The sequence below is a fragment of the Micromonospora sp. NPDC049257 genome (assembly GCF_040678915.1).
Lineage (GTDB): Bacteria > Actinomycetota > Actinomycetes > Mycobacteriales > Micromonosporaceae > Micromonospora > Micromonospora antibiotica.
In genome coordinates, this window is sequence record NZ_JBFAQU010000008.1 from 145,198 (window position 1) to 170,493 (window position 25,296).

Below are 25,296 nucleotides of genomic sequence, written 5' to 3' on the forward strand. Positions count from 1 at the left end.
CGACCGCGACCGGTCGGCCCGTCGGGTCGGCGACGGAATCCGGCGCGACGGGCCGGGCTGGGCTAGCGTTGCGGGCATGTCCCGGGAGATGTGGGCGCTCGTGGTCGTCGGCGGCATCCTGGCGCTGGCGACGCTGGTCGGCGCGGTCCTGCTGGCGGTACGGGTCATCCGCACCCGACGGCTGCTCGGCACGCTGGGCGTGGGCGGCAAGGTGGCCTTCTACGGCGCGCTCATCTACACGATCCTGCCGGTCGACGTGTTGCCCGACCCGATCTACCTGGACGACATGGGTGTGCTGGCCGGTGCGCTGATCTACCTGGGTCGCCTGGCCCAACGCCGTCGGGCCGCCGGGCCGCCGCTGCCCGGCCGACCTGGTGCCCTGTCCGACGCCTCATCCTCCCCGCCCGGCCAGGGTCGGACCGGGCGGATGATGTCATGATCGGGGCTGAACCGGGGCGACGCCCCGCACGGGACGGGAAACGGACATGGCCGGCAGACACCAGTTGGACCCGCACGACGAGCGGGTCCTCACCTTCTGCCGGGAGCGGCACCTGGCCACGCTGACCACCCCACGTCCCGACGGCACGCCGCACGTCGTACCGGTCGGGTTGACCTACGACGCGACGGCCGGGCTGGCCCGGGTGATCACCTCCGGTGGTTCGGCCAAGGCCCGGTACGTCGCCGCCGCCGGATCGGCCGGCGTCCCGGTGGCGGCCTGCCACCTCGACGGCCGTTGGTGGCTGACCGTCGAGGGTCGGGCGGTGCTGCGCACGGACCCCGACGCGGTGGCCGAGGCGGAGCGCCGGTACGCGGAGCGCTACCGCCAGCCGCGCCCGAACCCGGAGCGGGTCGTCATCGAGATCACCGTGACCCGGCTGCTGGGTTCCCTCCCGCCCCTCCCGTCCGACTAGGACCGATCCACCGACCGTGCGCCGGGACGGCCCCGCGCGGCAACACCGGCAGCGGGCGTCCGTCGCCCGGCCTGAGGTCGGCCCCGGGGTGCGTCCCCGGCGGGTCGGCCCGGGAAGTCGGAACCGGCAGCTCATCGACGGTGATGGTTCGGGTGCCCGGTGGTGGGTACAGGCCCCGCCAGGAGCCGATCCGCCCGCAACCGGTAAGGGGCACCGAGATGAGCAACGCACAGGCCACCACGGGTCAGGATGTCGTGGACGTCCTGACCGCCGACCACCACGAGATCGAGACGATCTTCGTGGAGCTGGAGAGCCGACAGGGCAGCGCCGAGCACCGTCGCCGGCTGGCCGACGTGATGATCGCCGAGTTGGTCCGGCACGCGGTCGCCGAGGAGATGTACGTCTACCCGACCGCCCGCCGGGCGTTGCCCGACGGCGACCAGCTCGCCGAACACGAGATCGCCGAGCACGCCGTGGCCGAACGGACGCTGAAGGAGCTGGAGCCGCTGGACCCGTCCGACGCCCGCTTCGAGCCGCTGATCAGCCACCTGACGAAGAGCATCCGGCACCACGTGAAAGAGGAGGAGGCTGAGCTCTTTCCCCGGCTGCGGGCCGCCGTCGCCCACGAGGAGCTGGTCGAACTGGCCGACCGGGTTCAGGCGGCGAAGGGACACCTGCCGACCCGCCCGCACCCCGGTGCCCCGGACCATCCACCGGCGAACCGGCTGCTCAATCCCGGTGCCGGCCTGGTCGACCGGATCAGGGACGCGCTGAGCGGGCGGCCCACCACCAGGGCGGAGCTGCACGACCAGCAGGGTTGAGCGGGGGTTGGCCGTCTCCGGGTACCCCGCCGGGGCCGGCCACCACCCGCTCAGGCGCCCGGGGCGATCCGGCTGTCGTCGGCCGCGTCGGACACCACGATCGCCTCCATCGGGCAGGACTCGGCGGCATCCAGCACCGCGTCCGCCGGATCGATCCGTTCGGCCAGCGGCCGGGACAATCCGTCCACCAGCACGAAGTGGGCCGGGGCGTAGCCCGCGCAGATTCCTGCCCCGATGCACCGGGTCGGGTCCACGTGCACCCGCCAGCCGTGCTCCCCCATCTGTCCTCCGTCCTTCCGTCACCAGGTGACGGGCAACGCCGTCAGGCCCCGGACCAGCAGGCCGCTCTTCCAGGTCAGTGCCGACTCGGGCACCGCCAACCGCAGGCCCGGGGTACGGGCCAGCAGGGTCTCCAGGACCACCTGGAGTTCCATCCGGGCCAGTTGGGCCCCGATGCAGTGGTGCGGGCCGTGCCCGAAGGCGAGGTGCGGGTTCACCTTTCGGTCGAGGTCCAGCCGGTCGGCGTCGGGGAAGACGCTCTCGTCCCGGTTGGCCGAGGGGATGGAGACCAGCACCGGTTCACCGGCCCGGACCAGCACCCCACCGAGTTCGACGTCCTCCAGGGCGTACCGGGCGAACGCGGCGGTGGCACCGAGTGGGATGAAGCGCAGCAGTTCCTCCACGGCGGACGGCACCAGGGCCGGTTCGGCGCACAGCCGCTGCCAGACGTCCGGCTCGGTGAGCAGGACGTAGACCAGGTTGGGGATCTGGGTCACGGTGGTCTCGTGGCCGGCGGCCAGCAGGCCCGCCGCCAGGCGTACCATCTCGTCCTCGGTGAGTCGGTCGGCGTTGTCGTCGCGGGCCCGGACCATCGCCCCGATCAGGTCGTCGGTGGGGGTCACCCGCCGCTGGGCGATCAGCCCCGCCATGTACGACAGCAGGTTGTCGATGTAGCTCTGCGCCACCTCCGGTCGCAGGGACGTGGTCGACACGATCGCCTCCGACCAGGTGTGGAAACGGTCCTGGTCACTGACCGGCACGCCCAGCAGATCGCAGATGACCCGGATCGGCAGCGGGGTCGCGACATGGCTGACCAGATCGGCCGGCGACCCTGCGGCGATCATCCCGGCCACCAGGTCCTCGGCCAGTTCCCGGGTCCGCGGGCGGAGTTCCTCGACCCGTCGGGCGGTGAACGCCTTCGCCGCCAACCGGCGCAGCCGGCTGTGCTCGGGCGGGTCCATCCCGAGGATGCCGGCCTCCCGCTGGTAGGGGCTGCTGCGCGGCTCGTCCCGCCCGACGGCGGCGGCCCGGCTGAACCGGAGGTCACCCAGCACGGCTCGTACGTCCGCGTGCCGGGTGGCCAGCCAGGCCGGCTCACCGAACGGGAGTTGGACCCGGATCAGCGGTTCGTCGCGGCGCAGCCCGGCGTAACGGGGGTCGACGTCGAGCCGGTGCGGATCGCTGAACGGGTAGGGCCGGGCGATCGTGGCGTGCGTTGTGTCGGTCACCGGGGATGCTCCCTCTCGTCGACGGCCCGCAGTGCCGCGTGCCGGTCCACTCCACACGACTCAACGGTGAGTCATGCCCCGACTGCGGATAGTAGCGAGCCTCGTCGATGGTTACCAGAGGTGAGCAGCTATTGACACGACAATGCCGGACCACCCGAACGGGTGACCCGGCATTGGGAACGGCTCAGCGACCCTGGTCGCCCTCACCGGTGCGCGCCTGGATCGCGTCGACACCCTTGTCGATCTGCTCGTCGTGCTTGCCGCCGGTCCGCTCGTCGGCGAAGTCGCCGGCCTTGTCCAGGCCCTGGTCGACCTGCTTGTCGTGCTTGTCGGCGAAATCCTTGACCTTGTTCATGAAGTCGCTCATGGTGTCCTCCTCGTCGTCGGCCTGTTGCGTTCCCCGTCCGCCCGGGCACAAACACCGCAGCGCGGCGGCAGCGGGCGGACCACAGCGCCCGGCGGGTCGACCGCACCACCAGGGACCGGCACGACACCCCCGCTGAGCGGCGCGACAGGACAGTCCGGACGGCACCGTGCGGCGACAGCGTGCCGGCGTCACCCTTGCTGGGCGTGGCCGACCGGGTGCGACCGTCCTGAGCGGAACCCACCGGTCGGCACGACGTTGAGCCACCGGGTGTCGCGGCCGACCGGGTCGGGTATCGACCCCGCCGAGACCGAGGAGGATCCGACGTGGTCGAGGACGGTACCGGGCGTACGCCCGAAGTGACGGCTGCGGGTGCCCGCCCCACCCCACGGCAGGCCTGGGCGGCGCTGCCCTGGCTGATCCGCACGGCGGTGGTCTGGAGCGCCTGCCTGGTGGTCGTGGTGTTCGGGTGCTACCTGCTGGGGAAGGTGGCGGTGCTGCTCGCGCCGCTGGCGATCGCGGTGGCGGTCACCTTCTTCCTCACCGCGCTGCTCGACCCGGTGCTGTTGGCCCTGCGCCGGCTGCGGGTACCGGCCGCGCTCGCCGCGCTGCTGAGCGTCCTGCTGCTGCTCGGGGTGCTGGTCGGGGTGGGTGTGCTGGTGTGGAACCTGACCGCCGCCCAGTTCGGGGAGCTGAGCCAGCAGCTCGACGAGGGTCTGCAACGCTCCCGCGACTTCGTCACCGGGACCCTGCCGGTCAGTGACGCCCAACTCGACAAGCTGGTCCAGCAGGTCCGCGACGGCCTGGGTGGCAGCGCCCCGGACCCGGTCGGCGGGGCCCGTACGGCGGCCGAGGCGGTCGGCTCCGCCCTACTCGCCCTGGTACTGCTGTTCTTCCTGTTGAAGGACGGCCGGTCGATGTGGCACTGGGTGCTGCGTCGGATGACCGGCCCGAACCGGGCGGTGACCGCCGAGGCCGGTCGGGCCGGTTGGCGCACCCTCGGCGCGTACAGCCGGGGCACGATGCTCATCGCGGCCATCGACGCGCTCGGCATCGGGCTGGCGCTGGTGCTGCTCGGGGTGCCGTTGGCGCTGCCGCTGGCGCTGATCACGTTCCTCGGCGGCTTCGTACCGATCATCGGGGCGACGGTCGCCGGCGCGGTCGCCGTGCTGGTGGCGCTGGCCGCCAACGGTCCGACCACGGCGCTGCTGGTGCTGGCTGCGGTGATCGCCGTCCAGCAGATCGAGGGCAACCTGCTGGAGCCGTTGGTCATGAAGCGGCAGGTGCAGCTGCACCCGGCGGTGATCCTGGTGGTGGTCACGGCGGGCACCCTGATCGCCGGCATCGCGGGGGCGTTCGTCTCGGTGCCGATCGCGGCGGTCGCCTACCGGGTGGTCGACACCGTCCAACGGCACCGGGAGCAGGTCGCGTCGGCCCCGCCGGAAGACCGCCCGCACCACCGCCACGACGACGAGTCACCCGCCACCCCCGCCTGACCCACCGATCCGGCACCCCACACCGTCGGGCCACGATCGTGCTCGATCCGTGTCGTAGCGGCTTCCGCCTGATCCGAGCCCGCCGCACCATGGATCGAGCACGATCGTCAGCGGTACAGCCACCCAGGATCGTCACGGTGGGAGCGGTCAGGCCGGGACGGGGAGGTGGCGGCTGAACCAGTCGGCTGCGGCGTCGGCGACCTCGTCCAGGGTGCCCGGTTCCTCGAACAGGTGGGTGGCACCGGGCACCACCCGGAACTCGTGCGGGCCGGTCAGCAGCCCGGCGGCCTGTTCGTTCAGCGTGATCACCTGCTCGTCGAGGCCGCCCACCAGCAGCAACGTCGGCGCACGTACCCCGGCCAGGGCCGGCCCGGCCAGATCGGGTCGACCACCCCGGGACACCACTGCGGCGACCCGCTGCGGACGTGCGGCGGCGGCCACCAGGGCGGCGGCCGCACCGGTGCTCGCCCCGAACAGGCCGACCGGCAGCCGGCCCAGCGCCGGTTCGGCAGCGAGCCAGTCGACGGTCCCGGCGAGCCGACCGGCCAGCAGTTCGATGTCGAAGCGCAGCTCGGCGGTACGGGCGTCGACCGCATCCTCCTCGGCGGTGAGCAGGTCCACCAGCACCGTCACCAGCCTCCGGCGTTGCAGCACCCGGGCCACCGCCACGTTACGTGGGCTGTGCCGGGAGCTGCCGCTGCCGTGGGCGAAGAGCACCACTCCCACCGCGTCGTCCGGCCCGTCGACGTCGGCCGGCAACCGGGCGTCCCGCAGCGGCACCGTCGCCTCGGCGCGTACCCCCATGGTGTTGCTCCTTTCCGCCGTGCGGTCGGTGGCGGTTACCCGCCCGGCGACCGCTCTCACCCACGCCGCCCCCACCCGCGCCGCGTCCGCCCGTTGCCTTGACACCGGCGACAAGGTCTAGCGTGACGCCAGGAACTCCGCCGAGGAGGTCGGATGCTGATCGGTGAGCTGGCGGAACGGGCCGGAACGAGCACCCGCACGCTGCGGTACTACGAGACGCGCGGGCTGGTCCGGCCACGCCGCTCGGCCAACGGCTACCGGGTGTACGACGAGGCGGAGCTGCGGGTGGTGCACGAGATCCGGGCGCTGCTGGCGGTCGGCTTCGACCTCGACGACATCCGGCCGTTCGTGGCCTGCCTGCGGGCCGGCCACGCCTCCGGGGACGTCTGCCCGGACTCGGTCGCCGTGCTGCGTCGCAAGCTGGCCGAGGTGGACGCCTACCTCGACCAGCTGGGCACGGTACGGCGGCAGCTGCACGACCAACTCACCCAGGCGATCATCCAACGGGAGGAAACATGCCTCAGGACACGGCAGCGGGACAGTTGACCGCCGTCACCGACGCGACCTTCGCCGACACGGTGCTCGCCGCCGACCGGCCGGTGGTGGTCGACTTCTGGGCGGACTGGTGCCCGCCCTGCGTGGGGACCTCACGACACCTGGCCGAGCTGGCCGACGAGTTCGGCGACCGGCTGCGGGTGGTCACCGTGGACACCGACGCCAACCCCGCCACCGCCCGGGCTTACGGGGTGATGTCGCTGCCCACCATGCTGGTGTTCGTCGGCGGTGAGGTGGTCGGCTCGATCGTCGGCGCCCGTCCGAAGAACCACCTGCGGCTCGCCTTCACCCGCCACCTCGACGCCTGAACACCGGACCGGCGGCGTCCACGGCGCTGTCCGGCGACGTCGGCGCGCGGCGGTGGTAGGGGCACAGCGACGTCGGCGGGCGATGGCGATGGCGGTGGCCGGCGACGTCGGCGGGCGGTAGCAGGGTGGCGGTGGCGAGCGGGGACGGCGTTTGCGGGGGCGGCGGGCGGGAAGACGCGCGTGACGTCGGCACCGGCGCAGCAGCGCCCCGCACGGATCACGAGGTTCGCCATGGCCAAGCGGAAGACACGTCAGCAGACCCGGACCATCGAGCAGGAACGCCCCGAACAGGACGCCGAGCGCAACCTCGACTGGGCGGACGAGGCGGCTCAGGCGCGTACCCCGGACGACCCACGGGCGGTCGCACCGCGCGATGCCGGTGGCCGCCCCTCCGACGGCCCCCAGTTCTGAGCCCCGGGGGCCTTCGGGGTCGAGGGAGGGCACCAGGCACGTGATCGTGGAGAGTTCTTGTCGCTCCCGCGACAAGAACTCTCCACGATCGAACCGGTCCGGCACGACCGGACACGACCGGTCGACGGGCACGACCCGGCCGGGCCGGGCCGGACGGGATCAGGCGCGGGACTCCGGAAGGCGCAGCAGCGGGGCCCGGCCGGGTGGTTGTTCCGGCGCGGGGGTCCGTTCGTGGGTCTGCGGCACGGGTACGGTGACCGGCGCGGCGGAGGTGACCCGGACGGTCTCCCCGTGGTGTCGCAGCTCCAGGGCCGTGTCGGGGCCACCGTTGCGCAGCGAGTAGGTCGTCTGGTGGGGCCGGACGTCCACCCGCAGCCGCATCGACCGCCACTGCAACGAGAACTCCAACCGGCTCAACCCGCTGGACAGCCGGGGGGCGAACGACAGCTCGCCGTCGTGGTCGCGCAGCCCACCGAACCCGGCCACCAACGCGATCCAGGCCCCCGCCAACGACGCCATGTGTACGCCGTCGCGGGTGTTCTCGTTGAGGTCGTGCAGGTCCATCAGCGCGGCTTCCCTCAGGTAGCTGTGCGCCAGCTCGGGGTGCCCAACCTCGGCGGCGAGCACCGCCTGGGTGCAGGCCGACAGGGACGAGTCGCGCACGGTACGCCGCTCGTAGTAGAGGAAGTTGCGCAGCTTCTGCGCGTCGGTGAAGGCGTCCCCCCGCCAGTGCATCGCCAGCACCAGGTCGGCCTGCTTGACCACCTGCTTGCGGTACAGGTCGAAGTACGGGTAGTGCAGCAGCAGCGGGTACTTCTCGGTCGGGGTGTGCGCGAAGTCCCACTCCTGGAGCCGGGTGAAGCCCTCCACCTGCTCGTGCACGTCGAGGTCCTCGTCGTACGGGACGTGCATGGCCTGGGCGGCGTCCCGCCACTCGGCCGCCTCCTCCTCGGTCACCCCCAGGTCGAGGGCCTCGTCGCGCAGGCGCATCGCGCAGTCGGCGGCGGTGAGGAGGTTCCGCTGCGCCATCAGGTTGGTGTAGATGTTGTCGTTCTTGACGGCGGTGTACTCGTCGGGGCCGGTCACCCCGTCGAGGTGGAACCGGCCGTTGCGGTCGTGGTGGCCCAGCGAGCGCCACAGCCGGGCGGTCTCCACCAGCAGTTCCAGACCTATGTCACGTTCCAGCTGATCGTCACCGGTGACCAGGACGTAGCGGCGCAACGCGTCGGCGATGTCGGCGGCGATGTGGAAGGCGGCGGTGCCGGCCGGCCAGTACGCCGAGGACTCGGGGCCCTCGATGGTGCGCCACGGGAACGCCGCCCCGGCCAGGTTCAACGTGCGGGCCCGCTCCCGGGCCTGCTCCAGCGTGGCGTGCCGCCAGTACAGGGCGTCGCGGACCGCGCCCGGCTGGGTGTACGTCAACACCGGCAGGACGAACATCTCGGTGTCCCAGAACGCGTGCCCGTCGTAGCCCGGGCCGGTGAGCCCCTTGGCGGAGATCGGCCGGCGTTCGGCCCGCGCACCGGCCTGGAGCACGTGGAACAGTCCGAACCGGACCGCCTGCTGCACCTCCGGGTCCCCCTCGACCCGGACGTCGGCGGCGTCCCAGAACCCGTCGAGATATTCGCGCTGTTCCCGGTGCAGCCCGTCCCAGCCGGTCAGCCGGGCGGCGGCCAACGCCGCGCCGACCTGGTCGCGCAGGGCGGGCAGCGAGCGTCGGCTGGACCAGCCGTACGCGAAGAACTTGACCACCCGCATCGTCTCGCCGGGTTGGAGCACGCAGCCGATGGTGGTCCGGACCCAGTCCTCGTACCCCTCGGACTCGATGGTGGTCTTGCCCGGGGCGTCCACGTCGTGGCCCATCCCGGCGGCCACCCGCAGCCCGCTGACCTTGGTGCGGTGGATGAGCAGCCCGCCGTCGTCGGTGGTCAGCTCCTCCTCGGCCTGCAACGGCGACTCCAGCACGGCGGCGACCCGGGGGTCGCGGCTCTGCGCCGGCAGGTTCTCGTTGGCGACCAGCTCGGACTGGAGGATGAGCCGCAGCGGGCCGCTGACCGCCTCCACCTCGTAGTGGATCGCGGCGACCGACCGTTGGGTGAAGGAGACCAGCCGGGTGCTGCGGACCTTCACCTCCCGGCCGGCGGGCGAGCGCCAGTGCATCTCCCGGTGCAGGGTGCCGGCCCGCAGGTCGAGGACCCGTTCATGGCTGAGCAGCTCGCCGTAGCGCAGGTCGAGGGGTTCGTCGTCGACGAGCAGCCGGATCAGCTTGCCGTTGGTGACGTTGACGATGGTCTGCCCCGACTCGGGGAACCCGAACCCGGCCTCCGCGTACGGCAGCGGACGCAGCTCGTAGAACGAGTTGAGGTAGGTGCCGGGCAGGCCGTGCGGCTCACCCTCGTCGAGGTTGCCCCGCAGCCCGATGTGACCGTTGGAGAGCGCGAACACCGACTCGGACTGGGCCAGCACGTCCATGTCGAGGCGGGTCTCCCGGATGTGCCACGGCTCGACCGGATAGGCGCGTTCCCGGATCATGCGGCCGGCCCGGTCAGCAGGTCGGCGAGGTCGGTGACGACCACGTCGGCGCCGTGGGCGCGCAGCTCGTCGGCCTGGCCGGCCCGGTCCACCCCGATCACGTGCCCGAAGCCACCGGCCCGCCCGGCGGCCACCCCGGCCAGCGCGTCCTCGAACACGGCCGCGTCGGCGGGGGCCACCCCGAGCAGCTCGGCGGCGGCGAGGAAGGTGTCCGGGTGCGGTTTGCCGCGCAACCCCTCGGCGCGGGCGACCAGCCCGTCGACGCGTACCTCCAGCAGGGGTTCCAGGCCGGCGGCGGCGACCACGTCGCGGCAGTTGGCGCTGGCCGAGACCACCGCGCGGCGCAACCCGGCCTGCTCGGCCGCCTTCAGGTAGGCCACCGAGCCCGGGTACGCCTCGACGCCGTCGTGGTGGATCCGGTCCAGCAGGACGACGTTCTTGCGGTTGCCGACGCCGTTGACGGTGTCCGCGTCGGGCGGGTCGTCAGGGCTCCCCTCGGGCAGGGTGATGCCCCGGGAGGCGAGGAACGAGCGCACCCCGTCGGCGCGCGGTTTCCCGTCGACGTAGCGGTTGTAGTCCGGGCCGGGATCGAACGGCCGGAACGGTTCGCCGCCGGCCTCGGCGTGCCGGCGCAGCAGGTCGTCGAAGGTCTGTTTCCAGGCGGCGTTGTGCACCTTGGCGGTCTGGGTCAGCACGCCGTCGAGGTCGAAGAGGCAGGCGGTCACATGAGCAGGTAGGCCCAGCACGCTACGAATCTATCCACCGCCCCCACCGGGCAAACCCCCGCCACGCGGGTCAGCGGTGCGGGCGCAGGGTCCACAGGACGGTCATGGTGGCGGTGACGGTGCCGTCGGCGGTGCCGATCTCCACCGCGACCGGGAACTCGGGGCGTTGCCCGGCGTCCAGTTCGGCGAGCACCTCGGCCGGGGTGCGACCGAGCCGCGCGGTGGCCCGCACCTCCCCCATCGCCACCCGCCGGTACGCGATGTCAGCCCGCACGGCCAGCGGCACGGCCCGGTCGAGCACCTGCCCGAACGCGGCCATCACCACCGCGCCGGAGGCGGTCTCGCCGAGGGTGAACATGGCCCCGGCGTGCGGGCCGCCGACGTGGTTGTGGGTGGCCGGCGAGTCGGGCAGCCGGACGACCGCCCGGACCCCACCCTCGGCCTCGGGCGCGACCTCGACGATCTCGAAGCCGAGCGTGCGGGCGAACGGGACGGCCCGGAGCACCCCGGCCGCCACCTCGCGGGAGTCGATGGTCATGACCCCGAGGTTACCCGCCGGTAAAAACCCCCACCAGCACCTGCCGACCCCCGACCACCACCCCGCCAGAACCGGTCGACCCACGCGCACCCCCGCCCCGGTCGACTGCCACGACCTCATGATCCACACAGTTCCCTGGAAATAGCGGCATCCAGGCGGGCGGAGACCACTACATCCACGAAGTTGCGCGCAGCGCCAGGGGCAGAGCAGCGCCGGGGGCAGGGTGGGGTAGGAGAAGGCAGGGTGGGGTCAGCGCCAGCCGACGTCGATGCGGTCGCCGCGTTCGTCGAAGAAGTGCAGGGCGTCCATCCGGACCGCCACCGCCATCGGGTGCCCCGCCGAGATCGCCGGGTACGGGGCCAGCCGGACCGCCAGCTCGGCCGGGCGGCGGTGGTGGCGGCCGGGGTCGTTCAGCACGCTGGTGCGGTTGTCGCCGGCCGTCCGTTCGACCTCCTCCGGCTCGCCGGCCCGCCCGGTGAGCCGGGACATGACCTGGCCGAACCGGCGCAGTCCCCGCTGGCCCGAGGCGGCGTCCTCAGCGGGGGCGCTCATCTCGTCGACCATGATGGCGGTGGCGCCGATGTCGAGGAAGGCCAGCGACTCGTGCCCGTGGTGCTCCAGGTAACGGACCCGGCCCTGGAGCACGTCACCGGGGGTGTCCGGGGCGACCGGGGTGAGCGCCTCGGCCCGCATCCCGACCACGATCCGCTCGCCGTGGTAGTGCGCCACGGCCCGACTGCGGATGTCGTCCCACGGCAGGTAGAGCGCCTGGTCACCGAGGGTGAGCGTGACGTACCGGTCGAGGTGGACGTAGACCGACGCCTCCAGCAGGTTCATCCGGGGGCTGCCGAGGAACGCGGCGACGTAGAGGGTCGCCGGCCGGCCGTACACCTGGGTGGGGGTGCCGACGTCCTGGAGCACGCCCTTGCGCATGATGGCCACCCGGTCGGCCATGGTCAGCGCCTCGGCCTGGTCGTGGGTGACGTAGATGGTGGTGACGCCCAGCTCGCGGGTCAGCGCGGAGATCTCGGCACGCAGCTCCGCCCGCAGCCCGCTGTCGAGGTTCGACAGCGGCTCGTCCATCAGGAACAGCCCCGGCCGGCGGACGATCGCCCGACCCATCGCGACCCGCTGCCGTTGGCCGCCGGAGAGCTGGCTCGGTTTGCGGCCGAGCACGTCGCCGATGCCGAGCGCGCTGGCCACGTCCTGTACCCGCTCGCCCCGGGGCACCGGCTCCACCCCGGACAGCTTGAGCGGGAAGCCGATGTTGTCACCGACGGTCATGTGCGGGTAGAGCGCGAAATCCTGGAAGACCATGGCGATCTTCCGGTCGCGCGGCGGCAGGTCGTTGGCGACCTCACCGTCGAGCATCACCGCGCCGGTGGTCGGCTCCGCCAGTCCCGCGATCATCCGCAGCACGGTCGACTTTCCGCAACCGGACGGGCCGAGCAACACCATGAACTCACCGTCGACGACGTCGAGACTGACGTTGTCGACGGCAACTGTCCCATCCGGGAATACCTTTGTGACGTCCTTCAACGCGACGGTGGTCACCGTCTCCTCCCCCAGCTTGGCCGAACCCCGGGTTGACTGTGACGAGCATCATCGGGTTAGCACATCGGGTAAACGTGCCATGTTCGACTGATGACAGCCCTATTACGGGCCAGTACGGCGATCCGCCCGGATCACCCAGGTTCCCCCAGGAAGACCCGGCGGACCACCCGCTCCGCCGCGTGCCCGTCGTCCCAACCGCAGAACCGCTCCCGGAACGCCTGCCGCGCCCGCTCGGCCGACTCCCCGGTCACCGCGCCGCAACGGAAGACCGCACACAGCTCGTCGAAGGTCAGCGCGACCTCCCCCGGCGGCTCGGCGGTGACGTCGAAGTAGACCCCCCGGGCCAGCCGGTAGGCGTCGTGGTCCGGGGCGTAGATGACGATCGGCCGGTCCAGCACCGCGTAGTCGAACATCGCCGACGAGTAGTCGGTGACCAGCACGTCGGCCGCCAGATAGAGGTCCTCCACGCTGGCGACGTCACTGACGTCGACCACCCGACCCCCGGCCCGCCGCCGGGCCCGGCCCTGCCGGTCGTGGAAGTAGTGGCTGCGCACCAGCAACCGCCCGGCCGGCCCGAGCACCTCCAGCAGCCGGTACGGGTCGAACGGCGGCCGGTAACCGGGCAGGTGCTCCCGGTGGGTCGGCGCGTAGAGCACCACCCGCTCGTCCGGGGTGACGCCGAGCCGGGCCCGCACCGCAGCCACCTCCTCGGTGGTGGCGGTGACCAGCCGGTCGTTGCGCGGGTAGCCCACCTCCAGCCGGACGTAGTCCGCCGGATAGGCGCGGTCCCACATCTGGGTGGAGAACGCGTTGGAGCTGACGCTGTAGTCCCAACGCTCCACCCGGCGCAGCAGCCCCGCGAAGTCCATCCCGACCGCACCGAGCGGGTACCGCTGCTGGTCCAGCCCCATCACCTTGACCGGGGTGCCGTGGTGGGTCTGCACGTGCACCTGACCGGGGCGCTTACGCACGAAGTCCGGGAAGTTGACGTTGTTGACCAGCCAACGGGCCCGCGCCAGCACCCGCTGACAGTCGAGGGTGCCGGCCACGACGTACTCGGTGCCGGGCGGGAGGGTGTCGATCCGGTCCCGGCGGACGATCCACACCCCGCGTACCTGCGGGGCGAGCCGGCGGGCGGCGGCGTGCACCGCCGCCGGGTTGCAGGCGTAACCCCGGTACCAGTAGGCGGCGTAGACGGCCAGCGTCGGGTCGATCGGCCGGCGCATCTCGGCCCGGTAGCACTCGTGCAGCAGCGCGTCCCGGGCCAGCCGGGCGGTGCGCCGGGCCACCGGCCGGGCCCGCCGACCGGCGCTGCGGGCGACCTCCCGGGCCTGGTTGGCGGTACGCAGCGCGCTGAACGTCCGCCACCTGCCGGCGGCGACCAGCCGGTGCTTGAGCCCGTCCCACCCGTCCGGCACCGGATAGCCTCCGGTGGGTCGGAACCGCCGGTGGTCGGCGGTGATCCGCTGGAAGAACGCCGGCCGCAGCTGCGGGGCGATCCGGTCGCCGTTGCCGAGCACGGTCAGGTAGTGCCAGATCATCCGTTCGAAGACCACCGGTCGCAGCTCAGCCAGGTCGGGCCGCTCGTCGAGGAACCCGAACACCCGGTGCCACTGGTCGAAGACCTCGAAGTGCCGGTCGTCGAGGGTCCGGGTGATCGCACCGGCCCGGCGCTGCCGGTAGTTGACGCAGACCCGGTCGAGCACCCCGATCCGCCCGGCGGCCAGCAGCACCGGGTAGCTGAACGCGACGTCCTCGTACCAGCCGGGGGCGAAACGCAGCCCGAGGCCGGTGAGGAACTCCCGGCGGACCAGCCGGTTCCAGGCGGTGTGCAGCAGGCGCAGCGCCTCCGGCCGCTCCGCCAGGCGGAACGTCGCCGCGCCTGGCGGTTCGGGAAACACCTCCGACAGGGCGCTGCGGGTGGCCCGCTCGTCCCAGTGCACCCGGACGTGGTCGACCAGCAGCACGTCCGGACGGGTGGCGGTGAGCCGGTCGGCGACCTCGGGCAGGCAGTCGGGGGCGAGCCAGTCGTCGCCGTCGAGGAACCAGACGTACTCGCCGGTGGCCCGGTCCAGCCCGGCGTTGCGGGCCGGACCGAGCCCCACGTTGCGTGGCAGGCGGAGCGCCCGGACCCGGGGGTCACGGGCGGTGTACTCGTCGAGGATGTCGCCGCAGGTGTCCGGGGAGCCGTCGTCGACCCCGATCACCTCGATGTCCCGCACCGGCTGGCCGAGCAGCGAGTCCAGGCATTCGCGCAGGTAACCCTGCACCCGGAAGGCCGGTACGACGAAGCTGATCAGCGTCATCCGCCCCGCCCCTGTCGTCAGCCCGGCGAACCACCCCGCACGGGTACGGCCGCCGCCCGGCTCGCGCGGGCCGGCAGGACGACCCAGGCCAGCACGACACTTGCCACGAACACCAGCAGAAGGTACGCACCGAGTGTAGCCATTACAGGGCTGGCAAATCCGGCGATCGCCGCCACCGCCAACAGCACCGAACGCCCCTCCCAGCCCAGCGTCCACCGGTGCAGGGGCGGGGCCACCTGCCGCTTCTCCAACCGGGCGGTCAGGTCGTAGTGGTGCACGGTCAGCACGAAGACGTACCCGAAGAGCAGCCACGCCGGCACCCCGCCGACCACCCCGACCACGGCGGCGAACAGGTACTCGCCGGCCCGCAACGCCGCCGGCACCAGCCAGTCCAGCGGCCCGTTGTGCGCCGCACCCGCACCCAACCCGGCCACCAGCAACACCAGCAGCGCCACCGGCAGCCACCAGCGCAGACCGCCCGGATCACCGTCGCCGGCCGCCCGGAACAACCCCACCACCAGCAGCACCGCCGGCCCGAGCACCCCGAGCACCGCCAGGGTCAACGGGCCCATCGGGCGGACCACCGGCAACCGGGCCGCCACCGGCCCGTCGTCACGGTGCAACGTCGCGTCGACCGTGTCCAGCACCGGCACCCACATCCAGCGCGCCCGCAAGGTCCGCAACGCGCCCGTGTAACCGAACGCCAGCACCCCCCACACCAGCACCGAGACCAGGCTGACCAGCGGCCCGAACAGCGCGGCGGTGACCGCGATCAACGCCCACCGCTCACCGATCGGGAAGACCACCGTCCGCTTCAGCCAGTACGACACCGAGCCGGTGTCCGCCTGCACCCGGGTCGAGGCGGCGTTCAGCTTCCCGCCGATCCCCCCGGCGGTCGGGGTGGCCGGGCGGGGTCGCCGGGCCGCCTCGTCGTGCAGCACCCCGTACCAGGCGTCGGTCATGTGCCGGACGGTCTGCAACGTCATCGCGGCGATCGCCAACGCCCAGCCGTAACGGAACCCGGCGTGCGTCGCGCCGTAGCCCAGCCCGGCGTAGACCAGGTACTCCTTCGCCCGGTCGGCCATCGTGTCCAGCCAGCCGCCCCAGGCGCTGAAGTGCCTGGTGTACCGGGCCAACTGCCCGTCCACGCAGTCGAGCACGAAACCCAGGTAGAGCAGCACCGCGCCGGCCACCAGGGCGACCCGGCCACCCGCGCCGAAGAGCACCGCCGCGACCACCGCGAACAACACCGAGATCATGGTGACCCCGGTCGGCGTCAGACCCAGCCGGGCACACGCCTTCGTCACGTACGGCGACCAGGTGCTGACGAAGTAGGTGGTGAAGAAGTCGTCGCGTTCCTTCACCGACAGCCGCAGCTCCGCCCGGTCCTCGTCCACCCCGGCCAGGGCCGCCTCGGCGGCGGCCAGGCCGGCCGGGTCGGTGACCCGGTGCGCCACGAGCAGGCGTACCCGGTGGGCGAAGGTCAGGGTGCCGAGGTCGGTGAGCGCCGCGAACAGCCGGTCCACGGCGGCACCGGCCACGCCCCCCGCTACCGGGCCGTGGGCGGCCTGCACCACTACCTGGCCGTGGGCGGCCTGCCCCGCCACCCGGCCATCGGCGGCCTGCGGGCCGTGGACGGCCTGCGGCGACGCCGGGCCGGCGGCGGCGCGGGCCGCGGCGGCCAGGGTCGGCAGGTCGTCCGCCCCGACCCGCACCGCGCCGCCGAAGACGCCGGTGGCGTCGGCCAGCTCCGGGCCCGCGTCGACCACCTGGCCGCGTTCCTCGCGGACCACCGTCTGACCGGCGGCCGGCGCGTCGGTGAGCACCAGGGCCACCGTCGGGCCGACCGGGCTGGTCACCAGATGCCGCAGTACGGCCGTGTGCGCGACCAGGTCGCCCCCGGTGACCAGCACCGGACCGGTGACGGTGTCGACCAGGGCGGCCAGCTCGGCGAGACCGGCGACGGTGTGCACCCGGTCCGCCCCGGCCCGGCGCAACTGGTCGGCGAGCCGGTCGGCCAGGGGTACGCCCGCGCCGGTGGGGGGGCCCGCGGCCGGCGCACCGGCGGCGAGCACGATCGCCAGGGTCACCTCGGCACCGCGGCGTGGTACGCGTCGAGCGCCTCCGCGACCGTCCCGTCCACGGTCAACCGCCCGCCGTCGAGGTAGAGCCCCCGACGGCAGAACCGGGTCAGATCCTTCTCGTTGTGTGACACCAGCACCAAGGTGCGCCCCTCCGCGAGCAGTCGGTCGATCGTCGAATAACACTTCCGGCGGAACTCCGCGTCGCCCACCGCGGTCACCTCGTCCATCAGCAGGATCGGGTGCGGCAGGTGCGAGATGATCGCGAACCCGAGCCGGACCTTCATCCCCGACGAGTAGTGCCGCACCGACGTGTCGATGGCCCGTTCCACCTGCTCACCGGCGAACGACACGATGTCGTCGAAGTGTCGCCGCAGGTAGCCCGGGGACAGTCCGTGCAGCCCGCCGACCAGATAGAGGTTCTCCCGACCGGTCAGGTCGTTGGAGAACCCGGCGGAGAGTTCCAGCAGCGGCGCGACGTCACCCCGGACGGTGATCCGCCCCTCGTCGGGGATCAGCACCCCCGCGATCAGCCGCAGCAGGGTGCTCTTGCCGGTGCCGTTACGCCCGATCACACCGAGCGTGTCGCCCGGCGCGACGGTGAACGAGACGTCCCGCAGCGGCCAGAACTGACCGGCGGTGGTGGCCCGGCCGCCCCGGTGGATGAACAACTCCCGCAGCCGCAACTGCCGACGCCGGTTGCGGACGAAACGGATGCCGAGACCCTGCGCCTCGATGATCGGCGGCACCTAGAGTTCCTTCAGCACGGCCGGTTCGAGCTTGCGGAACGCCCACCAGCCGGCCACCAGCACCAGCAGGCTGCCGGCGATCGTGGTGGTCAGCAGCCGGGCGTCCGGGAACTCGTCCGGGTACCAGATGGCGTGCTGGAGCTGGAAGATGCCGACCAGCGGGTTCAGCTCGTACGCCACCTTCACCCAGGCCGGCATGCCGGACTCCCGGACCAGGCTCAACGGATAGATGATCGGGGTGGCGTAGAACAGCACCCGGATGACCAGCCGCATGAACCGTTCCACGTCGCGCATCAACACGTTGACCGCCGACAGCAGCAGGGCCAGCCCGACCAGCAGGGTGCCCTGCACGGCGACGGCCAGCGGCAGGCTCAGCAGCGACCAGCCCAGCTCGATCCGGCCGTGTACGGCGTAGACGGCGGCGACGGCCAGCAGGATCGGCAGGCCCGCGACGTACTCGGCGAACCGGCCGGTGACCCGGCCGATCGGGAAGACCTGCCGGGGTAGGTTCATCGTGGTGATCAGGCGGGACTGCCCGGTCAGCGCATTGGTCGCCTCGCTCAACGCCGAACTGGTCCACATCCAGGCGAAGATGCCGGTGATCAGGAACAGCGGGTACGACCCGGCGGCCTCGCCGAGGTGCCGGTTGGTCGGCCCGGAGTAGAGCACCCCGAAGACGAAGAAGTAGATCGCGCCCATCCCCAGCGGCTCGATCAGCGACCAGAAGTAACCGAGCACGGACTGCTGGTATTTCACCGCGAGATCGCGTCTGACCAGGATGCGCAGCGAGTTGCGGTGCGACCACAACGCCGTGACGCCTGCGGTCACCGTCGCCTCCCGCCTGACAACAACGGACGACAGGTTAGCAGTCGGTGAACGAACGCCCCCTCAGCACTCGATCACGTTGACGGCCAGGCCGCCGCGTGCCGTCTCCTTGTATTTGACCTTCATGTCCGCCCCGGTCTCGCGCATGGTCTTGATGACCTTGTCGAGCGAGACGTGGTGCACCCCGTCGCCGCGCAACGCCAACCGGGCCGCCGTGATCGCCTTGATGCTAGCCACCGCGTTGCGCTCGATGCAGGGGATCTGCACCAGCCCCCCGACCGGGTCGCAGGTCAGCCCGAGGTTGTGCTCCATGCCGATCTCGGCGGCGTTCTCCACCTGCTCGGGGGTGCCGCCGAGCGCCTCGGCCAGCCCGGCGGCGGCCATCGAACACGCCGACCCGACCTCACCCTGACAGCCCACCTCCGCCCCGGAGATCGAGGCGTTCTCCTTGAACAGCACCCCGATCGCCCCGGCGGCCAGCAGGAACCGCACCACCCCCTCGTCGGAGGCCCCCGGCACGAACCGGGTGTAGTAGTGCAACACCGCCGGGATGATCCCGGCCGCACCGTTCGTCGGAGCGGTCACCACCCGGCCACCGGCGGCGTTCTCCTCGTTGACCGCGAGCGCGAACAGGGTCACCCAGTCCATCGCGCGCAGCGGGTCCGTCGAGCCGGCGTCGGCCTCCAGGCTGCGGCGCAGCTCAGCGGCCCGACGACGGACCCGCAACCCACCCGGCAGCACCCCGTCCCGCTCGCCACCCCGGGCCACGCACTCCCGCATCACCCGCCAGATGCCCAGCAACCCGGCCCGGACATCCGCCTCGCTGCGCCAGGACAACTCGTTGGCGAGCATCACCGCACTGATCGACAGGCCGGTGCCGGCGGTGACGTCCAGCAGCTCGGCGCCGGTCGAGAACGGGTGCCGTACGGCCGTGGTGTCCGACGTGATCCGGTCCGCCCCGGCCGCCGCCTCGTCCACCACGAACCCGCCACCGACCGAGTAGTACGTCCGGGTCCGCACCTCGACCCCGGCCGCGTCCCAGGCCACGAAGGTCATCCCGTTCGGGTGGTACGGCAGCGACCGGCGGCGGTGCAGCACCAGGTCCCGGTCCGGCTCGAAGTCGATCTCCTGGCCACCGGGCAGGGCGAGCCGACGCCGGGTGCGGACCTCGGCGACCCGGGGGCCGACACTGTCGGTGTCCACCGTCTCCGGGCTCTCACCGGCCAGCCCGAGCAGCACCGCCCGGTCGCTGCCGTGACCGTGACCGGTCGCACCCAGCGAACCGAACAGCTCCGCCCGGACCCGGGTGACGGTGTGCAGCAACCCGTCGGCCTTCAGCCCGGCGACGAAGGTACGCGCGGCCCGCATCGGGCCCACCGTGTGGGAACTGGACGGCCCGATACCGACACTGAAAAGGTCGAAGACACTGATCATCGCTGCGCTTCCTCGCCGTCGCCCGGTGGTGCCGGGTCCGGGCCGGGTCCGTGGCCGCCCGGGGTCCGCCGGTGACCTGCTGATCCCGCCCGGGGTGGGGGCGGTGTCGACCGGCGAGCCTACCCGCCCACCCCACCCCAGCCCCTTCCCGTCCCGCACCCCGCACCCCGCACCCCGCACCCCGCACCCCGCACCCCGCACCCCGCACCCCGCACCCCGCACCCCGCACCCCGCACCCCGCACCCCGCACCAAGATCGTGCTCGATCCTGGTTGTAGTGGCATCCCTGCGCCTTGGGCGAGGCCACTACAACCAGGATCGAGCGTGATCTTGGTGCCCGAACGGCCGGGGTAGGCGGCGCGGGCTGTGGCGGGCAGCGGCCAGACAGCGCGGGCAGCGGCCAGACAGCGCGGGCAACGGCGGGCAACGCAGGCAGCGCGGGCAACGGCCAGGCAGCGCGGGCAACGGCCAGGCAGCGCGGGCAGCGCCCGGGGCATCAGCCGGGGCCGACTCGGGTAACCACCTACGGGTACGGGGTCACCGGATCACTCTCGGGGCGGAGGGCAAGGTGGCCACCCCTTCCTACCGTGGAATGCAGCGCGGCGGATCGCCGCAGAGTGGAGTTAGACGATGAGTCGCAAACTGGTCCGACCCCGCGAGGGGCGCATGCTCACCGGTGTCTGTGCCGGCCTGGCCCGCCGGTTCAACACCTCGGCCACCCTGGTCCGGCTGCTGTTCCTGCTCTCCCTGCTGCTGCCCGGCACGCAGGTGATCGTCTACCTGGTGCTGTGGATCCTGATGCCCAACGAGGACCGCTACGCCACCACCACCTACTGACCGCGCCGGGCCACCCGACGAAGACCGTAACGCCGCCGCCCGACGAGGCGCATCGCTGCCGCCGCGCCGCCCGACGAAGATCGCATCGCTGCCGCCGCGCCGGGCGTCGCCCGGTCACCGTGGATGCCGCCTCCCGTCCCAGGGAGGCGGCATCCTGGCGTTCCCACTCCCTGACACCAACCCCATCGACATCCACAAGCCCCCACCCGATCAATCACCCGTCGACAGCGTGCAGATGGGGTTACACGCGGTGATCAAGAGGTTTACGTCAACTTGAAGATCAAGAATGACGTAAACCTCTTGATCACCGGGATCAGCCGGGGCACCGGGGGGGCACCGGGGTCGCCGGGGTCGCCGTTGGGCGTGGTGCTGTGCGCTTGCGGTGAGGGGCTGCGGGTTGGCCGGGGCGCGGACGGTGGGGGCGCTGCGGGTCAGGGGGCCGTGTAGGTGATGGTGATCTTTTCGTAGCCGAGCGAGCGGAGCAGGCCCTCCAGCATCTTGCGGGTGTTCTCCTCGGCGCGCTTGGCCAGCCCGCTGTCCCGGGCCGCCGTGGTGATCCGCTCCTCGGCCATCCGGTAGACCTGCTGCTGCCGGTTGGGGTCGCCCTGGACCAGCTCACCGATCCGGTTGAACAGGCCGCGCTCCTCGGCGAAGACGTAGCTCTTGTCCATGTCGAGGTTGGTCTGGCCGAGCTGCGGCGCGGGCAGCTTGATCTCGACGGACTTACCGTCGGCGGACGGCACCACCGCCCCCTCGCCGATCTTGCCGAAGTCCACGTACGCCTCGACGCTGCCCGCCCCGACGAAGAGGGTCCGCTGGTTGAGCAGGAACTCCGGCACGTTCTTACGGTCGTTCTGGAGGTCGACCACGACCTGGAAGTTGCCCTCGGCCGCGACGTAGCGGCTGAGGTCCTGGATCGACTTGAGCAGCGGCGGCTGGCTGCGGTCGGTCTGTTCCTTGGCGAACGGGTTGCGGAAGTCCGGGAAGAGCCCGGTCACCTGCGTACCGAGCAGCACCACCACGACCAGCGCCGCCGCGCCGAGCACCCAGAGCAGCCCCCGGGCCGGGCCGCCACCGGTGCGGGGCGGGTCGGCCGGTGGGGTGTCGGGGTCGACCGGGTCGCCCGACCGGGTACGCAGTGTGTCGGCGGTCGGGTAGCCGGGGAACTCACTCTGGGGGGTCTCACCGTCGCGGGCCATCGCCCTCACCGTCCTCGTCAGACACGTGCCTCTGTCGATGACGGTACGGCCACCGTGCGACGCGCGCGCGGCGAGCGCCCCGAACGGGTGACGGGCGGTCGTCAGCCGAAGGCGGACAGCCCGGTGAGCCGCTGCCCGATGACCAGCTGGTGGATCTCGGAGGTGCCCTCGTAGGTGAGCACGCTCTCCAGGTTGTTGGCGTGCCGCATCACCGGGTACTCGCCGGACACCCCGTTCGCGCCGAGGATCGTCCGGCACTGCCGGGCGATCGCCAGCGCCTCCCGCACGTTGTTCAGCTTGCCCACGCTGACCTGGTCGGGTCGCAGTGTTCCCGCGTCGGCCAGCCGGCCCAGGTGCAGGGCGAGCAGCAGTCCCTTGTTCCACTCCACGGCCATGTCGGCGAGTTTGGCCTGGGTGAGTTGGAACCCGGCGAGCGGCCGGCCGAACTGGGTGCGGGTGGCGGCGTACGCCAGGGTGGTCTCCAGGCAGTCGCGGGCGGCGCCGAGCGCCCCCCAGACGATGCCCTGCCGGGCCTCCGTCAGGCAGCTCAGCGGCGCCCGCAGCCCGACCGCCGCCGGCAGCAGGGCGTCCGCCGGCAGCCGGACCCCGTCGAGGGTGATCTCGCCGGTCACCGAGGCGCGCAGCGACATCTTGCGGCGGATCTCCCGCGCCGTCACCCCGGGGCTGTCCATCGGTACGAGGAAACCCCGCACCCCCTCGTCGGTGCGGGCCCAGATCACCCCGACGTCGGCGATCGGCGCATTGGTGATCCACATTTTCGCGCCGTCGAGGATCCAGTCGTCGCCGTCGCGGCGGGCCCGGGTGGTCATCGAGGCCGGGTCGGAGCCGTGGTCGGGCTCGGTCAGGCCGAAGCAGCCGATCGCCTCGCCGGCGGCCATCGCGGGCAGCCAGCGTTGCTTGTGGTCCTCGCTGCCGAAGCGCCAGATGGCGTACATGGCCAGCGAACCCTGCACCGACACCAGGGAGCGGACGCCGGAGTCGCCGGCCTCCAGCTCCAGGCAGGCCAGCCCGTACGCGACGGCCGGGGCGCCGGCGCAGCCGTACCCGGTCAGGTGCATGCCGAGCAGGCCGAGCCGGCCGAATTCCCGGGCCAGCTCGCGCGCCGGGACGTGGCCGTCCTCGTACCAGCCGGCGACGTGCGGGCGGACCCGGTCGTCGACGAGCCGGCGGACGACGGCCCGGATCTGCCGTTCCTCCTCGCTCAGCAAGGCGTCGACGTCCAGCAGGTCCAGTACGGTGCCCATGGCCGCCACCTTAACGAGTGTTCAGGCGGGCGTCACTCGGGCTGGCCGGTGTAGACCAGCACCCGGGCGTGGATCTGGTTGCGTTGCTGCAACGCCGCCCGCAGCGCCCGGTGCAGGCCGTCTTCCAGGTAGAGGCCGCCGCCCCACTCGACCACGTGCGGGAACAGGTCGCCATAGAAGGTGGAGTCCTCGGCGAGGAGCTTGTCGAGTGCCAGCTCACGCTTGGTGGTGATGAGCTGGTCGAGCCGCAGCGGGCGCGGTGGGATCTCCGCCCACTGTTTGAGAGTCAGGTTGTGTTCCGGGTAGGGACGCCCGTCCCGGACCGCTCGGAAAATCACGGCACGCTCCCCTCCCCGTGGTCAGGCCGACCCTCGGCGTGGTGCCGGGTCACGCCGAGGTGCCGCGCCGTGCGGCACCGATGACGGTGCCAGCCTATCCGCCCCTGCCACACCGCGTTTTGCTCCCCGTTGTCGGTTTCTCTCGCTCCGTCACCCACTGCGCAGGGTACGAACCGGCATCAACTCCACCGACCGCGCCGGACCACCTCGTCCACCGGCCGACGCCCCCGCCGCAGCGACGGTGACCGATGGTCAGCCGAGCGGTAACCCACCGTGACCGCGCCGATCGGATGGTAATCCGGCGGCACCCCGAACGCCTCCCGGTACGCCGCCAACCGGTCGGGCGGAATGCCGAAGAAACACGCCCCCAACCCCTCGTCCACGGCGGTGAGCAGCATCAGCAGCGCGGCGAAGCCGGTGTCGACGTACCAGTAGGGCACCGGCCAGCGGTCCTCCGAACGGTCCGCCCACCCTTTGTCCGGCTCCGCGTACCGCTCCAGGTAGACCGACCGGTTGGCGTGCGGCACCACGATCAGCGGGGCGCGGCGCATCCCCGCCAGCCACCGGTCGCGGCCACCGCCCGAGGGGGTGGCCGCCGCCCAGAACCGCTCCCGGTCCGCCGGCTCCTCCAGCACCAGGAAACCCCAGCCCTGGGCGAAGCCCGCCGACGGCGCCCGGACCGCGTGGTCGAGCAGCCGGTCCACCACCTCCGGCGGGACCGGCCGGTCCGGGTCGTAGTTGCGGACCATCCGGCGACGCCGGACCACCTCGCCGAACTCCATGCTCAGACCCCGGGCCGGATGCCCCAGTTGCCCCGCCAGGTCTCCCCCGGGGCCAGCGCGATCACGTCCCGGCCGGACCGGAACGCGTCGGGCGGGCAGGTCATCGGCTCCACCGCCACCGACCGGCGGTGCCGCTCACCGGTGAGCGCGTCACCGGTGAAGACCTGCCACCAGCCGAACTCGCGGTCCGCCCAGAGGTGCACCCCGTCCGCGTCGTCGGGGGCGGTCAGGGTCACCGACGAGCCGCCGTCGGAGTCCCGGATCACGTCACCGAAACAGAGGTCGAGCTGCGCGGCACCGATCGGGCGGGGGCTGGTCCAGTCGTACTCGGTGCCGGCCACCGGGGTCGCCCCGATCGGCAGCAGCCGGGCGTCGACCTGCAACCGGCTGCGGGCCGGCAACCGCATCGTGAGGTCGTCCACCGCGACCCCCGCCAGCCGCAGGTAGGGGTGCACGGAGAACCCGAACGGCGCGGCCTCGCCCCCGGTGTTGGTCACCTCGTGCTCGCCGCGCAACCCGTCCGCCCCGACGCTCCACCGGGTACGCAGCCGCAACGACCACGGGTAACCCGGGGTCGGCGGCAGGTCGTAACCGAGGGTGACCGTGTCGGCGGACTCCTCGATCAGCTGCCAGCGCACCCAGTTGACCAGGCCGTGCAGGGCGACCCCCCGGGTCGGCTCGGTCAGGTCGAGCTGCAACGACCGGTCCCCGAAGGTGTACTTCCCGTCCCTGATCCGGTTCGGCCAGGGGGCCAGCACGTGTCCGGCGCTGCCGGGGCTGATCTCGTCCTCGGCGTACCCGTCGAGGTAGTCCACCCCGTCGCGCCGGTACGTCCGAACCCCACCGCCGACCTCGACGATGACGGCCTCGTGGCCGTCGGCGGCGATGGTCCACTGTGTCCCCGAGGGCGGCCGGTGCATGGCGTTGTCCATGTCGTGACCCTAGTCGGTGCCC

26 protein-coding genes are annotated in these 25,296 nt (G+C 72.3%); 8 read left to right on the forward strand and 18 right to left on the reverse strand.

What is annotated here, in order from left to right:
* The first annotated feature begins 76 nt into the window (after positions 1–76).
* From AB0K25_RS15145 to AB0K25_RS15155, 3 genes are all read left to right on the forward strand, one after another.
* Positions 77–439: a YkvA family protein gene (locus AB0K25_RS15145; protein WP_357025532.1), complete on the forward strand. Its 363-nt coding sequence runs from the start codon at positions 77–79 to the stop codon at positions 437–439.
* A gap of 46 nt (positions 440–485) precedes the next feature.
* A complete protein-coding gene (locus AB0K25_RS15150; RefSeq protein ID WP_219466212.1) occupies positions 486–911 on the forward strand; it encodes a TIGR03618 family F420-dependent PPOX class oxidoreductase in 426 nt (141 codons plus the stop codon).
* Positions 912–1,129: 218 nt separating this feature from the next.
* A complete protein-coding gene (locus AB0K25_RS15155; RefSeq protein ID WP_208565649.1) occupies positions 1,130–1,732 on the forward strand; it encodes a hemerythrin domain-containing protein in 603 nt (200 codons plus the stop codon).
* A 50-nt stretch (positions 1,733–1,782) separates the two neighbouring features.
* On the opposite strand, the gene AB0K25_RS15160 is transcribed toward AB0K25_RS15155, so the two are convergent.
* The 3 genes from AB0K25_RS15160 to AB0K25_RS15170 all read right to left on the reverse strand — a co-directional run bounded on the left by AB0K25_RS15160 (position 1,783) and on the right by AB0K25_RS15170 (position 3,607).
* The gene (locus tag AB0K25_RS15160) at positions 1,783–2,013 is read right to left on the reverse strand and encodes a ferredoxin (protein ID WP_208565648.1); all 231 of its coding nucleotides are present in this window, start codon (positions 2,011–2,013) and stop codon (positions 1,783–1,785) included.
* A gap of 18 nt (positions 2,014–2,031) precedes the next feature.
* Positions 2,032–3,240: a cytochrome P450 gene (locus AB0K25_RS15165; RefSeq protein WP_219466206.1), complete on the reverse strand. Its 1,209-nt coding sequence runs from the start codon at positions 3,238–3,240 to the stop codon at positions 2,032–2,034.
* Between the two features lie 184 nt (positions 3,241–3,424).
* On the reverse strand, positions 3,425–3,607 hold the full coding sequence (locus AB0K25_RS15170) for an antitoxin (protein ID WP_219466194.1): 183 nt from the start codon (positions 3,605–3,607) through the stop codon (positions 3,425–3,427).
* A 323-nt stretch (positions 3,608–3,930) separates the two neighbouring features.
* On the opposite strand from AB0K25_RS15170, the gene AB0K25_RS15175 reads away from it, so the two are divergent.
* On the forward strand, positions 3,931–5,100 hold the full coding sequence (locus tag AB0K25_RS15175; RefSeq protein WP_363820612.1) for an AI-2E family transporter: 1,170 nt from the start codon (positions 3,931–3,933) through the stop codon (positions 5,098–5,100).
* A gap of 147 nt (positions 5,101–5,247) precedes the next feature.
* Here AB0K25_RS15175 and AB0K25_RS15180 read toward each other — a convergent pair whose 3' ends face one another.
* Positions 5,248–5,904, reverse strand: coding sequence for a dienelactone hydrolase family protein (locus AB0K25_RS15180; RefSeq protein ID WP_208565848.1), 657 nt, complete (start codon positions 5,902–5,904; stop codon positions 5,248–5,250).
* A 153-nt stretch (positions 5,905–6,057) separates the two neighbouring features.
* Between AB0K25_RS15180 and AB0K25_RS15185 the strand changes: the two genes are divergently transcribed.
* The 3 genes from AB0K25_RS15185 to AB0K25_RS15195 all read left to right on the forward strand — a co-directional run bounded on the left by AB0K25_RS15185 (position 6,058) and on the right by AB0K25_RS15195 (position 7,178).
* On the forward strand, positions 6,058–6,450 hold the full coding sequence (locus AB0K25_RS15185; protein ID WP_219466188.1) for a MerR family transcriptional regulator: 393 nt from the start codon (positions 6,058–6,060) through the stop codon (positions 6,448–6,450).
* Positions 6,420–6,767, forward strand: a complete 348-nt coding sequence (locus AB0K25_RS15190; RefSeq protein WP_279632642.1) for a thioredoxin domain-containing protein — start codon at positions 6,420–6,422, stop codon at positions 6,765–6,767. Before AB0K25_RS15185 ends, AB0K25_RS15190 begins: the two co-directional genes overlap by 31 nt.
* Before the next feature lie 231 nt (positions 6,768–6,998).
* Positions 6,999–7,178 (forward strand): hypothetical protein, encoded by a 180-nt coding sequence (locus tag AB0K25_RS15195; RefSeq protein ID WP_208565644.1) that lies wholly within the window; start codon positions 6,999–7,001, stop codon positions 7,176–7,178.
* 159 nt (positions 7,179–7,337) lie between these two features.
* Here the strand turns inward: AB0K25_RS15195 and AB0K25_RS15200 are convergent, their stop codons facing one another.
* The 9 genes from AB0K25_RS15200 to AB0K25_RS15240 all read right to left on the reverse strand — a co-directional run bounded on the left by AB0K25_RS15200 (position 7,338) and on the right by AB0K25_RS15240 (position 19,922).
* Complete coding sequence (locus AB0K25_RS15200) at positions 7,338–9,710, reverse strand: glycoside hydrolase family 65 protein (RefSeq protein ID WP_219466178.1); 2,373 nt, start codon at positions 9,708–9,710, stop codon at positions 7,338–7,340.
* Positions 9,707–10,456, reverse strand: a complete 750-nt coding sequence (locus tag AB0K25_RS15205; RefSeq protein WP_219466175.1) for a beta-phosphoglucomutase family hydrolase — start codon at positions 10,454–10,456, stop codon at positions 9,707–9,709. Before AB0K25_RS15205 ends, AB0K25_RS15200 begins: the two co-directional genes overlap by 4 nt.
* Positions 10,457–10,505: 49 nt before the next feature.
* Positions 10,506–10,973, reverse strand: coding sequence for a DUF4442 domain-containing protein (locus tag AB0K25_RS15210; RefSeq protein ID WP_363820618.1), 468 nt, complete (start codon positions 10,971–10,973; stop codon positions 10,506–10,508).
* Between the two features lie 249 nt (positions 10,974–11,222).
* Positions 11,223–12,527 (reverse strand): ABC transporter ATP-binding protein, encoded by a 1,305-nt coding sequence (locus AB0K25_RS15215; RefSeq protein ID WP_357533176.1) that lies wholly within the window; start codon positions 12,525–12,527, stop codon positions 11,223–11,225.
* Positions 12,528–12,658: 131 nt separating this feature from the next.
* Complete coding sequence (locus AB0K25_RS15220) at positions 12,659–14,833, reverse strand: bifunctional glycosyltransferase family 2 protein/CDP-glycerol:glycerophosphate glycerophosphotransferase (protein ID WP_363820621.1); 2,175 nt, start codon at positions 14,831–14,833, stop codon at positions 12,659–12,661.
* A 17-nt stretch (positions 14,834–14,850) separates the two neighbouring features.
* Positions 14,851–16,908 carry a DUF5941 domain-containing protein gene (locus tag AB0K25_RS15225; RefSeq protein WP_363820735.1) on the reverse strand — a complete coding sequence of 686 codons (2,058 nt, stop codon included), beginning with the start codon at positions 16,906–16,908 and terminating at the stop codon, positions 14,851–14,853.
* 11 nt (positions 16,909–16,919) lie between these two features.
* Complete coding sequence (locus AB0K25_RS15230; RefSeq protein WP_219466164.1) at positions 16,920–17,663, reverse strand: ABC transporter ATP-binding protein; 744 nt, start codon at positions 17,661–17,663, stop codon at positions 16,920–16,922.
* Positions 17,664–18,491: an ABC transporter permease gene (locus AB0K25_RS15235; protein WP_208565637.1), complete on the reverse strand. Its 828-nt coding sequence runs from the start codon at positions 18,489–18,491 to the stop codon at positions 17,664–17,666.
* 60 nt (positions 18,492–18,551) lie between these two features.
* Positions 18,552–19,922 carry an L-serine ammonia-lyase gene (locus AB0K25_RS15240; RefSeq protein ID WP_357533171.1) on the reverse strand — a complete coding sequence of 457 codons (1,371 nt, stop codon included), beginning with the start codon at positions 19,920–19,922 and terminating at the stop codon, positions 18,552–18,554.
* Positions 19,923–20,551: 629 nt separating this feature from the next.
* On the opposite strand from AB0K25_RS15240, the gene AB0K25_RS15245 reads away from it, so the two are divergent.
* Complete coding sequence (locus tag AB0K25_RS15245) at positions 20,552–20,758, forward strand: PspC domain-containing protein (RefSeq protein ID WP_363820626.1); 207 nt, start codon at positions 20,552–20,554, stop codon at positions 20,756–20,758.
* A 431-nt stretch (positions 20,759–21,189) separates the two neighbouring features.
* Here the strand turns inward: AB0K25_RS15245 and AB0K25_RS15250 are convergent, their stop codons facing one another.
* The 5 genes from AB0K25_RS15250 to AB0K25_RS15270 all read right to left on the reverse strand — a co-directional run bounded on the left by AB0K25_RS15250 (position 21,190) and on the right by AB0K25_RS15270 (position 25,274).
* A complete protein-coding gene (locus AB0K25_RS15250) occupies positions 21,190–21,957 on the reverse strand; it encodes a DUF4230 domain-containing protein (RefSeq protein WP_357533170.1) in 768 nt (255 codons plus the stop codon).
* Positions 21,958–22,058: 101 nt separating this feature from the next.
* On the reverse strand, positions 22,059–23,222 hold the full coding sequence (locus tag AB0K25_RS15255) for an acyl-CoA dehydrogenase family protein (RefSeq protein ID WP_363820629.1): 1,164 nt from the start codon (positions 23,220–23,222) through the stop codon (positions 22,059–22,061).
* 32 nt (positions 23,223–23,254) lie between these two features.
* On the reverse strand, positions 23,255–23,560 hold the full coding sequence (locus AB0K25_RS15260; RefSeq protein ID WP_208565632.1) for a type II toxin-antitoxin system VapB family antitoxin: 306 nt from the start codon (positions 23,558–23,560) through the stop codon (positions 23,255–23,257).
* A 179-nt stretch (positions 23,561–23,739) separates the two neighbouring features.
* Positions 23,740–24,342: a nitroreductase family protein gene (locus tag AB0K25_RS15265; RefSeq protein ID WP_219466141.1), complete on the reverse strand. Its 603-nt coding sequence runs from the start codon at positions 24,340–24,342 to the stop codon at positions 23,740–23,742.
* Between the two features lie 2 nt (positions 24,343–24,344).
* The gene (locus AB0K25_RS15270) at positions 24,345–25,274 is read right to left on the reverse strand and encodes an aldose 1-epimerase family protein (RefSeq protein WP_208565630.1); all 930 of its coding nucleotides are present in this window, start codon (positions 25,272–25,274) and stop codon (positions 24,345–24,347) included.
* Between the last annotated feature and the right edge of the window lie 22 nt (positions 25,275–25,296).

Bases quoted from the DNA above. Each gene is read 5' to 3' on its own strand.
- AB0K25_RS15270 (WP_208565630.1), bottom strand. From the start codon at position 25,274: ATGGACAACGCCATGCACCGGCCGCCCTCGGGGACACAGTGGACCATC.
- AB0K25_RS15185 (WP_219466188.1), top strand. From the start codon at position 6,058: ATGCTGATCGGTGAGCTGGCGGAACGGGCCGGAACGAGCACCCGCACG.
- AB0K25_RS15160 (WP_208565648.1), bottom strand. From the start codon at position 2,013: ATGGGGGAGCACGGCTGGCGGGTGCACGTGGACCCGACCCGGTGCATC.
- AB0K25_RS15245 (WP_363820626.1), top strand. From the start codon at position 20,552: ATGAGTCGCAAACTGGTCCGACCCCGCGAGGGGCGCATGCTCACCGGT.
- AB0K25_RS15155 (WP_208565649.1), top strand. From the start codon at position 1,130: ATGAGCAACGCACAGGCCACCACGGGTCAGGATGTCGTGGACGTCCTG.
- AB0K25_RS15180 (WP_208565848.1), bottom strand. From the start codon at position 5,904: ATGGGGGTACGCGCCGAGGCGACGGTGCCGCTGCGGGACGCCCGGTTG.
- AB0K25_RS15145 (WP_357025532.1), top strand. From the start codon at position 77: ATGTCCCGGGAGATGTGGGCGCTCGTGGTCGTCGGCGGCATCCTGGCG.
- AB0K25_RS15265 (WP_219466141.1), bottom strand. From the start codon at position 24,342: ATGGAGTTCGGCGAGGTGGTCCGGCGTCGCCGGATGGTCCGCAACTAC.
- AB0K25_RS15190 (WP_279632642.1), top strand. From the start codon at position 6,420: ATGCCTCAGGACACGGCAGCGGGACAGTTGACCGCCGTCACCGACGCG.
- AB0K25_RS15195 (WP_208565644.1), top strand. From the start codon at position 6,999: ATGGCCAAGCGGAAGACACGTCAGCAGACCCGGACCATCGAGCAGGAA.
- AB0K25_RS15150 (WP_219466212.1), top strand. From the start codon at position 486: ATGGCCGGCAGACACCAGTTGGACCCGCACGACGAGCGGGTCCTCACC.
- AB0K25_RS15170 (WP_219466194.1), bottom strand. From the start codon at position 3,607: ATGAGCGACTTCATGAACAAGGTCAAGGATTTCGCCGACAAGCACGAC.
- AB0K25_RS15255 (WP_363820629.1), bottom strand. From the start codon at position 23,222: ATGGGCACCGTACTGGACCTGCTGGACGTCGACGCCTTGCTGAGCGAG.
- AB0K25_RS15220 (WP_363820621.1), bottom strand. From the start codon at position 14,833: ATGACGCTGATCAGCTTCGTCGTACCGGCCTTCCGGGTGCAGGGTTAC.
- AB0K25_RS15250 (WP_357533170.1), bottom strand. From the start codon at position 21,957: ATGGCCCGCGACGGTGAGACCCCCCAGAGTGAGTTCCCCGGCTACCCG.
- AB0K25_RS15210 (WP_363820618.1), bottom strand. From the start codon at position 10,973: ATGACCATCGACTCCCGCGAGGTGGCGGCCGGGGTGCTCCGGGCCGTC.
- AB0K25_RS15200 (WP_219466178.1), bottom strand. From the start codon at position 9,710: ATGATCCGGGAACGCGCCTATCCGGTCGAGCCGTGGCACATCCGGGAG.
- AB0K25_RS15240 (WP_357533171.1), bottom strand. From the start codon at position 19,922: ATGATCAGTGTCTTCGACCTTTTCAGTGTCGGTATCGGGCCGTCCAGT.